12 protein-coding genes are annotated in these 13,631 nt (G+C 43.9%); 2 read left to right on the top strand and 10 right to left on the bottom strand.

Going from position 1 to position 13,631, the window contains the following annotated elements; all coding sequences use genetic code 11:
- Window positions 1-11 precede the first annotated feature (11 nt).
- Together BUA93_RS11350 and BUA93_RS11345 are read left to right on the top strand one after the other, a co-directional pair.
- Window positions 12-2,075 carry a site-specific DNA-methyltransferase gene (locus BUA93_RS11350; RefSeq protein ID WP_217651002.1) on the top strand — a complete coding sequence of 688 codons (2,064 nt, stop codon included), beginning with the start codon at window positions 12-14 and terminating at the stop codon, window positions 2,073-2,075.
- Window positions 2,075-4,882: a DEAD/DEAH box helicase family protein gene (locus BUA93_RS11345; RefSeq protein WP_072979453.1), complete on the top strand. Its 2,808-nt coding sequence runs from the start codon at window positions 2,075-2,077 to the stop codon at window positions 4,880-4,882. The genes BUA93_RS11350 and BUA93_RS11345 overlap by 1 nt, the downstream gene beginning before the upstream one ends.
- 193 nt (window positions 4,883-5,075) lie before the next feature.
- Here the strand turns inward: BUA93_RS11345 and BUA93_RS11340 are convergent, their stop codons facing one another.
- The 10 genes from BUA93_RS11340 to BUA93_RS11295 all read right to left on the bottom strand — a co-directional run bounded on the left by BUA93_RS11340 (window position 5,076) and on the right by BUA93_RS11295 (window position 13,441).
- Window positions 5,076-6,374, bottom strand: coding sequence for an ATP-binding protein (locus BUA93_RS11340; protein ID WP_072979451.1), 1,299 nt, complete (start codon window positions 6,372-6,374; stop codon window positions 5,076-5,078).
- A 678-nt stretch (window positions 6,375-7,052) separates the two neighbouring features.
- Window positions 7,053-7,349: a hypothetical protein gene (locus tag BUA93_RS11335; protein WP_072979449.1), complete on the bottom strand. Its 297-nt coding sequence runs from the start codon at window positions 7,347-7,349 to the stop codon at window positions 7,053-7,055.
- A gap of 20 nt (window positions 7,350-7,369) precedes the next feature.
- On the bottom strand, window positions 7,370-8,005 hold the full coding sequence (locus BUA93_RS11330) for a hypothetical protein (RefSeq protein WP_072979447.1): 636 nt from the start codon (window positions 8,003-8,005) through the stop codon (window positions 7,370-7,372).
- A gap of 145 nt (window positions 8,006-8,150) precedes the next feature.
- Complete coding sequence (locus BUA93_RS11325) at window positions 8,151-8,360, bottom strand: hypothetical protein (protein WP_072979445.1); 210 nt, start codon at window positions 8,358-8,360, stop codon at window positions 8,151-8,153.
- A 3-nt stretch (window positions 8,361-8,363) separates the two neighbouring features.
- Entirely contained in the window at window positions 8,364-8,930 is a 567-nt protein-coding gene (locus tag BUA93_RS11320) for a DUF3990 domain-containing protein (RefSeq protein WP_072979443.1), read from the bottom strand.
- Complete coding sequence (locus BUA93_RS11315) at window positions 8,927-9,145, bottom strand: DUF3791 domain-containing protein (protein WP_072979441.1); 219 nt, start codon at window positions 9,143-9,145, stop codon at window positions 8,927-8,929. The genes BUA93_RS11320 and BUA93_RS11315 overlap by 4 nt, the downstream gene beginning before the upstream one ends.
- Window positions 9,146-9,221: 76 nt before the next feature.
- Window positions 9,222-10,331 carry a hypothetical protein gene (locus BUA93_RS11310; protein WP_072979439.1) on the bottom strand — a complete coding sequence of 370 codons (1,110 nt, stop codon included), beginning with the start codon at window positions 10,329-10,331 and terminating at the stop codon, window positions 9,222-9,224.
- A gap of 21 nt (window positions 10,332-10,352) precedes the next feature.
- Window positions 10,353-11,099 (bottom strand): hypothetical protein, encoded by a 747-nt coding sequence (locus BUA93_RS11305; protein WP_139258006.1) that lies wholly within the window; start codon window positions 11,097-11,099, stop codon window positions 10,353-10,355.
- A gap of 199 nt (window positions 11,100-11,298) precedes the next feature.
- Window positions 11,299-11,853, bottom strand: a complete 555-nt coding sequence (locus BUA93_RS11300; protein ID WP_072979435.1) for a hypothetical protein — start codon at window positions 11,851-11,853, stop codon at window positions 11,299-11,301.
- Between the two features lie 190 nt (window positions 11,854-12,043).
- Window positions 12,044-13,441 carry a glycoside hydrolase family 5 protein gene (locus tag BUA93_RS11295; RefSeq protein ID WP_083597377.1) on the bottom strand — a complete coding sequence of 466 codons (1,398 nt, stop codon included), beginning with the start codon at window positions 13,439-13,441 and terminating at the stop codon, window positions 12,044-12,046.
- Window positions 13,442-13,631: the final 190 nt, after the last annotated feature.

Genomic DNA, 13,631 nt, shown 5'->3' with positions numbered 1-13,631 from the left:
AGGAACAAAATATGGTGGAACTAGAAACTAATGCACTCAAGTCTAAGGTAGAAGAACTCCTCTCTTCTGTTCCTGAATTCGTTGACAGTGAAAAACACCTCAAAGTCAATGTGATAAAGGATTATGCCGAACGCGGCGATGTGAAGCTTATTGAGCTGCTCCTCAAAAACAAACAGACTAAAAAAACTTTCTTCACACCCATCTTGGATAGTTTTGTCTTTAATACCGCTCAATTTAAGGAATTTTTGGAATACAACTCAGGATGTAATTCTTACTCAAAGTATCTCGGTCAAATTGGTTTGTACTCTGGGGATATATCCCTTATTGATCGGGACGAAGTGGTGCTCAATTTTCCATTTAAAGATTGTGTGTTAGAAGGCGGACAGCGCAAAGAAGATGGAGACGATACTTATTACGAGTTTGATAAAAAAAATGATAAATACATTGAGAGACAGGGCAAACGCCGTGAAGTCTTTTTCAATGAAGTTCTTGCTCGCGACGAAATTGATAATCTTTTTTCACCCAAAGCATTTTGTAATGCAAAGCGTTTTGAACTAGGGAAAAATAAAAAGGTAAAAGAATCCGTATTTAATTCATTTAATCGTGACGCAGAAATAAATAAGAAACGAGGTCTTGCCGAGGATACGATTACGGATAATTTGATTATCAAAGGAAACAACTTGCTTGCCCTGCAATCACTCAAAGAAGAATTTGCAGAGAAAGTGAAGTTGGTTTACACTGATTCCCCGTATTATTTCACTAAACCAAAGCCAAATGATACTTTTTGTTATAACTCAAATTTCAGATTGAGTACCTGGCTTGTTTTTATGAGAGACCGATTGAAACTTGCATGGGATCTGCTCGAAAATGAAGGCATTCTTCTTTGCCATATAAAAGAAGACGCTATTCACTGGCTGAAAGTTTTAATGGAAGAGCTATTTGGTGCAAAAAATTTTGTAGAAACTTTCATTTGGAAAAATACCGATAATCCTGATTCGCTCTCAAACAAAAGCCGTTCCGCCGTTGAATACATAATTTGTTTTGAAAAGAATAAAAATACATCGCAAAAATATATTGGCAAAAATACGGAAAACGGAGATGCTCCCATACTACATACGGGAAACAGCATTCATAATTTGGCTTTTCCTAAAGGGTCAATCAAATTTAACATCGGCGATGGTACATATCAGCCTGGCAAACCAGACAGGGTCGAATTGATTACTCCTGTTATAGTTAAAAACGGGATAAACACAAATGAAGTGGTTTTGAGAGGGGAGTTTACATGGGCTCAAGAAACTCTTGAAGAAAATTGGAATGCAGGATGTTATTTCCTTGTTAAATCAAAAAAATTTTCCGTTCGTGTTCAAATGCCTCAAGAAAAAGCGATGGCTCCAGAGAAATTTATTGACGAACAATATTTATCAAAAGCAATAGGAGTTGGTTCAAATGAAGATGCTAGCACCCATCTGAAAAACATGGGAATAAACTTTACCAATTCAAAACCAGAAAGCGTTGTTGCTTTTTTCGTTCGTGCCATGACACAAGAAAATGATTTAATTATGGACTTCTTTCTTGGAAGCGGAACTACGGCAGCTGTTGCACAAAAGATGAATAGGCAATATATTGGCGTTGATCAGATGGATTATATAGAAACAGAAACGTTAAGGAGGATGAAAAAAGTACTTGAAGGAGAAAACGGCGGCATTTCAAAATCAGTCAATTGGCAAGGTGGAGGCTCTTTCGTCTATCTGGAACTTGCCAAGAAAAATGAAATGGCGATGGAACAAATTTCTGCTTGCAAATCTTATGAAGAATTGGTAAAACTATTTAAAACACTCTGCTCCAAGTATTTCTTGCATTATAATGTTCGCGTAAAAGAATTCAGTAAAGAAATCGAAAGTATCCAATTTCAAAAGCAATCGCTCAAGAAACAAAAAGAGATGTTTGCACGGATGTTAGATTTAAACCAACTCTATGTGAATGTTGATGATCGCAAAGACAAAAGCAACGGACTTTCCGAGAACGACATTGCTGTTACAGAAGATTTTTACCAACTGAAAAAAGGTGGTAAATAATGCTACTTGAAGACATTGAAAGTAAAAAAGAAATTCTTGACGAGGAACAATACAACATTCCTTCGTATATAACGGACAATCTTCGATATCCGCTCTATGAATGGCAACGCAGGGCGCTTGAAAATTTCCTAGTAAACGAAATTACTCGCGAAAAGAAAAAGAGCAAGGGCGAAAAACAGAATCCGAATCACCTAATGTTCAACATGGCAACCGGCAGTGGCAAGACTCTTGTTATGGCCGCTTTAATCCTGTATTATTACAAACAGGGATTTCGTAATTTCATCTTTTTCGTGAACCAAAACGCAATTCTCGGAAAAACCCAGGCAAATTTCATCAACGGTAGCCACAACAAATACTTGTTTAAAGAAAACATTGTAATTGATGGCAAAAGAATCTGCATTCGCGAAGTCGACGTATTCTCAAATTCAAGCGACGACATTCAGATTAAATTTACCACCATTCAAAAATTACACAACGATATTTACAAGGAAAGCGAAAATGCTTTACTTCTTTCGGACCTTCAAAAAAGAGACCTGATTCTTATTGGGGATGAAGCCCATCATCTTAACGCCAGCACAGCAAAGAAAAAGAAGGAACAAACAGAAATTGAGACGCCATCCTTTATAGGTGAACTAAAAGACAGTGCCAAGGACGACGATATCGAGAAATCATGGGAAACAACCATCTGCAACTATATATTGGGAAAGAAAGGCAAAGATGGAGTTTCTTACGCTGCCGAACAGAATAGGAACGCTCTTCTAGAATTTACCGCAACGATACCAAGAAATGATCTAATTCAAGAAAAATATGAAGACAAGATAATTACAAAGTTCGAGCTGAAAGATTTTGTGGAAGCTAAATGCACAAAGCATATTCGGTTAGTTCGCTCAAATCTTGAACAAAAAGAACGCGTTCTTCAAGCTCTTCTTCTGAATTGGTACAGATATCGAATTGGCGTAGATTATGGTATTCCGAATTTCAAGCCTGTCATACTTTTTCGTAGCAAGGAAATTGAAAATTCAAAGGCGGATTATCAGTGGTTTCTTACCCTGTGCAAAAATGTAAAGGGGGCCGATTTTGGGTTTGTGAAAAAACTTTCAAAAATAAAAAATGATAGTGACGATCAAGCCGATAAAACATATTCATTTGATGGTCGAATTTTTGAGAGAATTCGTCTCTATATGGAAGAGCGGAAAATCTCTTTTGAAAACGTAGCTGCTTATATTCGTGAGAGTTTCCAGGAACGAAATATAGTTATAACGAACTCAAAAACGAATAAAACGCAAAAAGAAAAAACAGATGGTGAAATAGATTATTTGCTGAATAGTCTAGAAGATCGTTCAAATCATATTCGTGCAATTTTTACCGTTCAACGTTTGACCGAAGGGTGGGACGTTCTAAATTTATACGATATTGTTCGTCTTTACACCGGTCGCGATACTGATTACAAAAATAAAAAAGTTGGTTCGCATACAACGAGTGAAGTCCAGTTGATAGGTCGTGGCGTTCGTTATTACCCATTCGCGTACAAGGACAAAGAAAAAGGTCGTCGAAAATTTGATGACGATCTACAAAATGAATTGCGGATTTTGGAAGAATTTTACTTCCATTCCGAAGACGAGGAAAAGTACATTTCCGACCTTTCTAATGAATTGAAAAATCGCGGCCTTATGCAAGATAAGCGAACGCAAAAGACCTTCAATGTCAAAGAAAAATATCAGAGTTTCTTGAATGGAATGTATTTCTTTGTCAACGAAAAAAAAGAAAATCCCAATAGGCGCTTAAAGACTTTACCAAAGGATTTCAAAAATCTCCCCGCATTTGAATGGAGTATAAAGGGATTATATTCTGAGGTGCAAGCAGTAAATCTATCTCAAAAAGAAGATACATTGTACATTAGTGACTCTGCGCCAACAAAAACAAAGGCTATCTCTTTTGCAGAAATTCCGCGACATATCAAGTACAAAGTCATTCACCGATTGAATGCAAATTCATCATCTTATTTCAACTATGAGAATGTTTGCAAAAGATTCAATGTTGATAGTATGGATGATTTTTTGAATTTTGTAAAGGATGCGAAAATCTGTATTTCGGCACCGATGAAATTTGAAGACATTCCAAATGCAGAGCTTCTGAAGATGTGTGAAGGATTTATGTTGTATTTGCAGCGTGAATTAGAATCTTATGATAAACCCTATATTGGCTCTGATTTTAAGTTGGTAAAATTTTCCGACGTATTCTCTTTTGATGACGAGAAAGGAAAAATTGGTTTCAAAAAAGAGAAGATGATTCTTATAGATGATGAGAATGATGATGCTAAAGAAAACAAACGGCTTGAAAAGGAACTGAAAAATGAAGACTGGTATATGCTTGATTCCTTCTGGGGCTCAGAAGAGGAGCGAAAGCTAATTGAATATATCAAGTCACGCAAATCTAATATAGAAGACAAATACAAGTCTTTTCAACTTTTGCGAAACGAAGAAGTCTATAAGATTTTTGACTTTGAAACAGGGCAAGGCTTTCAACCTGATTTTCTGTTGTTGTTACAAGGAAGGAATGGCAATAACAATGCGTATTATCAAGTGTTTGTTGAACCCAAGGGCAAACATCTCGCAGGCGAAGATAATGACGGTTGGAAAGAAAAATTCCTGTTGGAAATTTCAAAACGTTATGGGCTGAAACATGTCATTGTTGAAAAATCTAACGAATATATCCTCATCGGCCTTCCGTTCTTTAACGATACGGATAAAGAAATAAAAGAACGCTTTGATGCGGAATTTAAGCAAACCTTAAAAATTTCTTGTTGATTATCAATTGGTTCTTTTTTGCTGGGGCTGCTAAACAGCCCCGTTTTTCACATCTTCAGCACAACTAGTTGCTGTTTCTTTCAATAAGCCCTGGGTGTTGCGGGCGCGGCGACTGAGCGCCCGCTAGAAGGGGTAGCGAGCAATGTAGTGCGAGCGAGGGGAAGGCTTTCCCCTCAAAATCGTTAAGCTTATGTCACCCCAAAGAAATCAAACTATTCGGTTCCATCAAGAAATCAATGACGTTCATGGTTAAAATTCCATTTTCGTCATAGAAGGCCGGCACAAAATCCTTTGTGACGACAATTTTCTTGAACGAATCCCGAACCGTCTTGAACGGCCTAATTTCCTTGGCCCTTTTTTCGTTGTCGGGCATCGAAAATGCCGACTGAATGTAGTAACGCTCCGACCCTAGATTACAGACAAAATCTATTTCAAGATTCTTGCGGGAAACAGAACCGCTCTCGTTCTTTTGCGCAAGTTCCACCACGCCAACATCTACGTTGAAACCGCGATATAGCAATTCATTGTATATGGCGTTCTCCATCAGGTGCGTTTCTTCGAACTGCCTAAAATTGAGTCGCGCATTTCGCAGACCCAAATCCGCAAAGTAGAACTTCTTCGGAGCTCCGATATATCGTTTGCCCTTGATGTCATAACGCGAGGCCGAACTTATCAGGAAAGCATCTTCCAGATAATCGATAAATTTCGCTACGGTGTTGCGGGTTATCTTGGATTTTTTTTCGCTATGGAACGTGTTCGTTATCTTTTCTGCGCTCGACAGCGAACCCACCGACGAAGACAAGACATCAATCAAGTCCCTTAAATCGTTTTCGTTCCTGATTTTATTCCGCTTGACGACATCGCGAATATAGACTTCGTCAAAAAGACTCGACAAAATGCGGCGCTTCTTTTCGGCATCGCGTTCCTGCGCCACTAGCGGCAAGCCTCCGTAAAGCAGATACTCCGCAAAGCCCTGGTACTTGTCCCCAGAAAAAATTTCCATGAACTCGCTGAAAGAAAGCGGCAACAAATGAATCTGGTCACTCCGGCCTGCAAACTCCGTAATCAAATCCTTCGACAGGAACTTCGCGTTACTTCCCGTTACAAAAATTTCAAATTCTGGTTTCCGAAGATATGAATTCAAGACAGACTCAAACGCACCCAGCTCCTGGATTTCGTCCAGCAACAAAAAATACCGTTCGCCTTCTTTGATGCACGTTTTCAAATAGTCCATAAACTTTGTCGGATCTACCTGCCTTTTCTTCAACTGCAGTTCAATCGGATTTTCGCCGATTCGTTCAAGGTCCTCGGCGGAATCGAATGCAAACCGGATTATATGCTCGTCATCCGTTACATTGTATTTCAGATAGTCGTAAAAGAGGGTGTTCAACAAAAAGGACTTACCGGAACGCCGAATTCCGGTAACCACCTTGATAAAGCCATTCCCGATGGAATGGACCAATTTGTCCAGATAGGCCTGCCTTTTGTACATTTCCGCCCCTTTTTAGGAATTATTTTTGCATATTTTGTAGTTTTTCATTCCTAATATATAAAAATTACGACCTAAACGGACGATGTTAGAGATTATTTTCGCATATTTTGCAGCTTTTCTTTAATTCACGGAAGCATTTCCCACCGAAAAAGCGCAAAACCGCCAATTTTAACGAAATTTCTAGAATTCAATCCAAACGCACAATTTTTTTTATAAATGTGTGATTTTTTCCACGAAAAACATTAAAAAAGTGTGATTTTCGACGTGAACGCACTTTTCCTACCGAATTATTGACACTTGACTGCACTTTTTCCACCGAAAAAGTGCATCCTTCTGTGCCACGCCGGATTGTGTCGCGTATTTTTGGAGTATTGCATTGCGTGTTTTTGAGACTTCGTTGTTGAACGCCCAGATGGCAGTCTGCCAAACATTATGGACTCCCTTGCATGAGCTTTCCAGCGGCGTTTTCAGATATTCGCATAAAACCTCACTTTTGTACGCCCCTCAACAGAATCCACTTGCGGAACCTTTCCGGTTCATTTTCGACATTGTCCACGAGGGCCTTGATTTTTCGTTTCCCTAGACGAACATCGAGGACTGCTAGCAGGCGGATAAAATAGTTGTCGTGCGTTATCGCCTGGCCAATAGAAAGTTCATTCAGGTATTCGCGGATATACCCTATCGCCCCTGTTTCCCAGAAACCACCTGCAACCAGCCCCGTTTCGCGGATGATATCATTATCGTTTTTTTATCAAATCGATAAAACCCGTCACGATAATACTGACGATAAAATTGTGGGTTCGTGCAAAACCAAGCTTCGCCATCTACAATGATTGACAGCACGTGCATCTCAGTCCACCAATCGTGTTTCTCCTTGCAGCCCTTGGTGCGATAGACGTCATAATGATAGCTCACACGCCCCTTTAAGTTTTCCGCAAGCCGGCTTTCCAGAATTTGTCTTGTTTTACTCCACATAATTTACCTCAATACATTTTTTATATGTATATCTCCGTGTGCACATAAAAATCTTCCAATTTCATGCGCATGGCATCTTCTAGGGAATAGCAACCATCGGCGAAGAACTTGTGCATAGCGAAACAGATATATTCATTCTTGAATTCAGGAAGTTCCAGGCACTCGATGTTCCAGCTCAGTTCCTCGTGCCAGGCGTTCAACTCCTTGTAGTCGGCAGGGACCTTTTCAGGAGCATCCCTAATATGGACTTCAAAACGGTTCCCCCGGTCGTAGGAATCGTACAGACCGCCAACCTCGCTTTCCCAATCTTCTTCGGATTCGTAAATGATTTTACTTTCTATGCAAAAAGTCTTGTAGTAGGCCTTGCCCTGCTCCATAAGCGCAGTCAAATCCTTGTACATATTAAATGCGGTTTTGGCGCATTCGTCCTGGAGTTCGTGAAGTCGCCGGTTCAGCCGCAACAGCTTAGCGATATTTTCCTTGCTGTGTTCGAAGCGGGCGTTGGCCTTGACTTTTCGCGCCAGAAGCTGCATCTCCTGGTGGAGTCTGCATTCCATTTCGGTTTCCTTTTGAGCCTTTATCCAGCGAGAATCCTCAATCAGATGGTCGATTATGCCATTCACGTATTCAGGGCTTCTGCGATCTTCGTATTTCATGGATTTACCTTTTCATTATGTCAATATCCTTTTTTTATAAATATAAATCGCGCATGCGACAAATACTGCCGCATTTTCAACAATAAACAATCCAACAATCCGCCGTCATATTATGAGCGGAGGTGATTATTTTGAATGAGAAAGCCTAAAGCGTTTCCCGCTTGAATTCTTCGGCGGTGGCGTCTGGTCCATCCCACCAAAGTTTATTCGAATCGTCGTAAAGCATTTTCGCCGTATTCGATTCCATAAAATCTACAAGGACATCTTCGGGAGACCTCTGGGTTTCCTTTGCGATTTTCTCAACCGCCATAAGCGCCGTCAAGTCCATGGAAAACAAAATTTTGTCGTTTGCCATAGACTACCTCAAAATCACCCGCTCGGATTTCACAAACCGGAGTTTAGAAAGGGCTGCCATACTCCTGAAACAGAACTGGTCCTGCAGGCGTTCAGGCAACAAAAGGCTTATGCACATGTTGTCGGCCTGTTCGCTCCCCATGGGGCCAAAAACATTTCCCATGTAAGCAAGAATCGTTGCGTTGGTATCGTCATTCGCAATCTTGCCCGACACAACATCGTAGTCAGCCATCTCGTTACGAAGGTCAACGAATGCGCCACTCCTGCGGTGAGCTACGATGCAGTGAAGCCAGGCGACATCAGCGGTATCGAAATAAAAGCAATTCAGTCCGGCCGCATCCGTCACCGAAAAAGACGAAACAAAACCAAATCGCTCATTCTCAGAAATCAGCCCGCGGTTTTTGGCCTTTGCCGCAGAAATCTTCGCGAAGTTTTCCGCCTGAGCTTTTGAAGATGTGAGGTAGAACCCTCTTCCAAAATCCTTGAATTTCGCACACTTGTCCAAATCCGGTTCTTCCACGGCGCAATAGCTTCCGTGATAGAGAATCAGTCCTGTTTCCAGCTGCTTCATAAATCAGCCCCCTTCGCCTTGAGGTAGGCCTTGACATCTTCAAAAACAGCCTCGTCGCCTTCTACATGGAAAATACCAAAACATTCGCGGATATACCTGAGGACATCGAACTTCTTGAAAAGCTCCGCAGTAGCCTTCAATGTCAGGCAAAACCGTTCCGAGGCCATCCTCAGAATCCGAATCTGCATAAAGAGTATCTGCTGCTGTTCCGGCATACCAACAATTTATAAAAAAGAGGACAGCGTATCATATTTTTTTTCTAAAATCGCTCTTTTATCGCATTTTCACCCATCATTTCAAGTCCAAGACTGGGCGGAGCGCGGCGCCCCAATAGTACACGGCCCGCATAAAGCTCCCTAGCCGCTTCGGAACACTCGCGTTTATGGGGAAATACTCCTTCTCGTTCAGGGCTTCTACGCTGTAGTATTTTTCCTTGTCGTAGCAGAGAACCTCGTCGCGGAGGCTTTCCGCAATCAAGGAGAGACTCTCTTCCGGCGACATCTGGATTGTTACGGCGTGCATGCGCTCCGCGACCGTTTGCATGTTATGCTCGAAGGTCGCCGATTCATGCGTATTGAATACAACGTAACGGCAGTCCCCTGCAATCTTCTTTACGGCGTACCCCAGATGGTTCATGCAGAGTTCAAAACGGGTAAGGTTGAACATGGGGGTAAGCTTCTTTTCCGATTCAGGCAACTCCACCAACGCGAACTGCTGTACCCTGAGCCAATCAAGAGCCGCCTCGTAAGTTTCGTTTTTTCCGAGGCCATTATGCATATAGTACGCACGCTTCCGGAATTCCAAAAATTCATCCACGTTCTCTTCGGAAAGCATCATCCGCGTTTTTTCGTCCAGCCCATCCACAAGCGCATCGATCTGCGCGATGGCGTCGAATACTGCCGACGGTTCCTGAAGCGGAAGGCTCGAATTCACCTGGACCAGATAGTAATAGCCGGTGTCATCCGTCGTCTTGGAATACTGCGAGAATTCAGGTGCACGGGCGCCCACGCGCTCCATGAAGATGTAGCTGTCCACCTCCAATTTCGCAGCCAACGCCTTGGCAATTTCTGCCGAGGCGACAACGCAAACCAGGCAATCGCCATGTTCGCCCTCGACAAGCCTGCAAGGGAAGTAATTCTCCTGCATTTCAATCTCTTGCGGGAACTTTCCCTTCTTGACGGTAAACACCGCCATATTCATCCCGTTGCCCGAAACTGGCGCTCCGCCCGCCTGGCCATAGTCGGGCAAGGTCATCTTGCGCGATTCGCAGAGCAGGCGCGTCATGACATCCAGCTCACGGTGCATTTCCTTCCGGTCCCTGCGTTTCCCCGCACCCTGCAGCTGGTCGATTGCGAAGTGCAGCTTGCGGATATTCCATGGTTTGATTTTGCATTGTTCCATTTTTACCGTCCTTATATTTCATCATCGTGAAGCAAGCCGGAATTCCTTCAGCTTCAGTTCGTTGATCATAGTTTCAAGGTTACAGGGCTCGCCGTCGTCATGCAATTCGCGCCCCGCTTTTTTCCATTTCGCATCTTTCCCTTCGGCAGCATTCTTTCCGTATGCAACCTCGGCAAGGATCCACTTGGCGATAATGCTTTTTACGACCTTTTCGATATCCCTATCGTGCCCTATGCTCATCAGGCCACAATAACCGCCAAAGCTACGGTTATTGACGCGGATTTCCCTTTTGCACTTGGGACAAACCGCAGTCGCCTGCGAACCACCCGAAAGGGGCGAACCCGAAAACGAGCGGATGAGCGCCGTGCCGCCGCACTTGCATTCCACCTTGAACTGTTCATTGTCCCAGATTTTGAGGAGCGAGGATAGCTTGAGGCCGATGCTGACGAGGGTGCCGGCGAAGTTAAAATGCCTTACAGCGGACAGGTGTCCCACATAAAGCCCGCCACCCTTGATTGCGTATTGTACATCGATATTCGCATACCGCGGGGTTGCGATAATTTCGTCCCGGTGCCGCAGAATCAGGTCCAGATTATTGTAAAGCAACGCGCACTTGCGTTCAAAACATTTTTTCTGAAGTGCGTTCAGTTCCTCCTGTTCCCTGTTTTCCTGATGCATCTCGTCGCTCGTGAGCTTGAGACCGGCCGCCTCCCGCTTGCAAAAATCGGCAAAGCCTTCGTGATTATTGTCCAGATGTATTGTCGCCATAAATGACCTCCTGTCAAAGGCATTGAGTTTGCGCATCAACGCCACATTGCCGGCTGCATTATATTATCGCTTATTTATGCATAAATGCAAATATACGCATAAATCTAAAACGTAATATACAAACCCCATGCGACAAATACTGTCTCGATTTTGTCGTTTTCAGGTAATTTTTAGGGAATTTTGGCTTTTATATGGCCATTTACGGCAAAAAATCGCCCAGGTATTTATCCTTCAGCACGTCATCGTGAGCATCGATGATCCGCTTGAGTTCGGGGATTACGGATTCCACGGAGTTCCCTTTCTCCAACGACTCACCAACAGCAAGCAGAGCCTCGTCATGGGTCGTTTTGTAGAGAAGGTCAACGAGTTCCTGCGCACTGGAATCATCGAGAGTGAGGTCCGCGGAATGCATTTCGGGGCAGTCCGTCTCGTAATATCCAAAAAGGGAATCCGGCGAACAGCCAGGGCATTCATCGCGTTCCCACAGAGTAAAGACGCGGCATACTTCCCTGCCATCAGGGCGAACGCCCATAAACTCGCGTTTCCAGAACCGTACATCCAGTTCCATCTCGTTTCCGCAATGCGGACTCTCTTTCCCGCGAAGAGTCGTTGATCTGACCTTATAGAAATTCAAGCGCTCATCGCCGGCAACTTCAGTAAAATGTCCATCCATGTCGCAAGACTCGCCACATTCAGTACATGTGACACCCACGTCTTCCATCCAGCTTACGGGCCAGTTCTTGTCAATTTCCATAAAAGCTCCTTTGCGTTATTTGATTTCGCCCATTAATATACATTCTCCACGCGACAATTATTGACATACAGAGCGGTTTTAGCATTTTTTTGAAAAAAAGGCTTGACAGTGCCTTATATGGTTCTGTCAAGCCAAACCGTATGTTGCGACCCTGCCGTGATTATGCAGCAGCGGTCAAAGCAGCTATTTTTTACTTCACCTGGATACGCATCGTTTGGCCCTGGCACTTTGCAATGTAGACTCCCTGATGGATTCCCTGCAGTTGCATGGTGGTCGCTTCGGAGGCGTTGTTGCCGGCGGTGCGGACCAGGTTGCCCTTCAGGTCATAAAGCGAAATGTTTCCTATACCGTAAAGGGTGTTTCCGTTACGGGTGAACTTGACACTCGTTTTAGCAAAGCTCTTAAGCGCGGTCGAACTTTCTCCCGAAATGAAGTCTTCCACATGGGTGACACCCGTATTTACGTAGTCGCCAAGCCCATAGACGCTACGCATGGCGTTGATGACATCCGTTTCGAGGACCTTGCCCACCGGCGCACTTTGACGACGGATGTAAGCCATATTGTCATAGCCAGTATCGCTTTCGTTACCCATATCCCAGAGGATTGGCGTGAGCCCATACTGCTTGGCTGCCGAAACGACATCCTTATGCCACTGCACGCGGCCCTGTTTGTGGAGATTCAGGTCGGAGCCACTCAATTCCGGAGAGCGGACATTTGCGCCAAATTCGCCCACGATGACCGGGTAACCCTTGTCAACATAGTTCGTCTTCATCTTGGCGAACTGTTCCTGCGGATGGATGATGCTTCCGATCTTAGAATCAACGGAACCCGCCCAGGCGTTGTAGCCCGCGTTGCGTTTAGGTTCGCTCGCCTTGGTGTAGTCGCCGTAATAGTACTGCGGCTGAATGGGTTCCTTTGCACCCCAATCCTGTTCCCCAGTCATGAGTGTGTACTGGTACGGATCGTAGTAGTGCACTTCGAACATCAGGCGACCTTCGACCTTGTCCGTCGGGAAGGTGGTCACCGGAGCATTTGCAACAGACTTGTCGATATCAGTGTTAAGGCCCTGAATAACCAGGGTGCGGGTCTCGTTGTTGCCTCCCGTAGCGCGAACGGCATCGATAAAAGTCTGGTAGTAGTGCATAAGCGTAGACACATGCTGCGAGGTCCACGTATTCACATTCGGACCGGGTTCGTTGGCGCCAGCAAAAATCAAACGTTCGTTGTAGTCCTTGAACTTATTTGCAATCTGCGTCCAGTAAGTCTTCATCTTGTTGTCGATGGTGTTATCGACACTCGTGCCAATGTTGCTCTGGAACCAGCCACCTTCACCTTCGTGGTGGATGTTCAAAATCGTATAGAGGCCTGCGCGCATGGCGTAGTCGACCACCGTTTTTACGGAGTCAAGCCAAGTTTCGGTAACTTTGCCTCCACTAGTGTGGCTGTCCCAGGCGCAGGGAATTCGGACCGTATTGAAGCCGACTGCCTTGATGGAATCCATCAGGTCCTGCGTCGGGTAGGGGTTGCCCCAGCCGGTCGGATCATTAGGCACTTCCATCGAGTTGCCGATGTTGAAACCCAAACCCATGTTGGCCTGGACTTCCTTGGCGGTGGGGAGTGTCGCTGCGGTCGCGAAAGGGTTCCTGCGAGGGCGATGAGGGCGGTTTTAGCAAGAATACGCTTCATTTTCGATCCTTTTTTCTTGTTTCACCTTAAATTTATACTGAGAAAAAGCAAACAGAGCAAATTAAGCGTCATATCCTAAAAAAATATTGAAT

Origin of the sequence: Fibrobacter sp. UWH4 (assembly GCF_900142475.1) — a bacterium.
Taxonomy (GTDB): domain Bacteria; phylum Fibrobacterota; class Fibrobacteria; order Fibrobacterales; family Fibrobacteraceae; genus Fibrobacter.
This window is presented reverse-complemented; position numbering and strand designations above follow the sequence as displayed.

Bases quoted from the DNA above. Each gene is read 5' to 3' on its own strand.
- BUA93_RS11340 (WP_072979451.1), bottom strand. From the start codon at position 6,374: ATGTACAAAAGGCAGGCCTATCTGGACAAATTGGTCCATTCCATCGGG.
- BUA93_RS11330 (WP_072979447.1), bottom strand. From the start codon at position 8,005: ATGAAATACGAAGATCGCAGAAGCCCTGAATACGTGAATGGCATAATC.
- BUA93_RS11310 (WP_072979439.1), bottom strand. From the start codon at position 10,331: ATGGAACAATGCAAAATCAAACCATGGAATATCCGCAAGCTGCACTTC.
- BUA93_RS11305 (WP_139258006.1), bottom strand. From the start codon at position 11,099: ATGGCGACAATACATCTGGACAATAATCACGAAGGCTTTGCCGATTTT.
- BUA93_RS11320 (WP_072979443.1), bottom strand. From the start codon at position 8,930: ATGAAGCAGCTGGAAACAGGACTGATTCTCTATCACGGAAGCTATTGC.
- BUA93_RS11315 (WP_072979441.1), bottom strand. From the start codon at position 9,145: ATGCCGGAACAGCAGCAGATACTCTTTATGCAGATTCGGATTCTGAGG.
- BUA93_RS11325 (WP_072979445.1), bottom strand. From the start codon at position 8,360: ATGGCAAACGACAAAATTTTGTTTTCCATGGACTTGACGGCGCTTATG.
- BUA93_RS11295 (WP_083597377.1), bottom strand. From the start codon at position 13,441: ATGGGTTTGGGTTTCAACATCGGCAACTCGATGGAAGTGCCTAATGAT.
- BUA93_RS11335 (WP_072979449.1), bottom strand. From the start codon at position 7,349: ATGTGGAGTAAAACAAGACAAATTCTGGAAAGCCGGCTTGCGGAAAAC.
- BUA93_RS11350 (WP_217651002.1), top strand. From the start codon at position 12: ATGGTGGAACTAGAAACTAATGCACTCAAGTCTAAGGTAGAAGAACTC.
- BUA93_RS11300 (WP_072979435.1), bottom strand. From the start codon at position 11,853: ATGGAAATTGACAAGAACTGGCCCGTAAGCTGGATGGAAGACGTGGGT.
- BUA93_RS11345 (WP_072979453.1), top strand. From the start codon at position 2,075: ATGCTACTTGAAGACATTGAAAGTAAAAAAGAAATTCTTGACGAGGAA.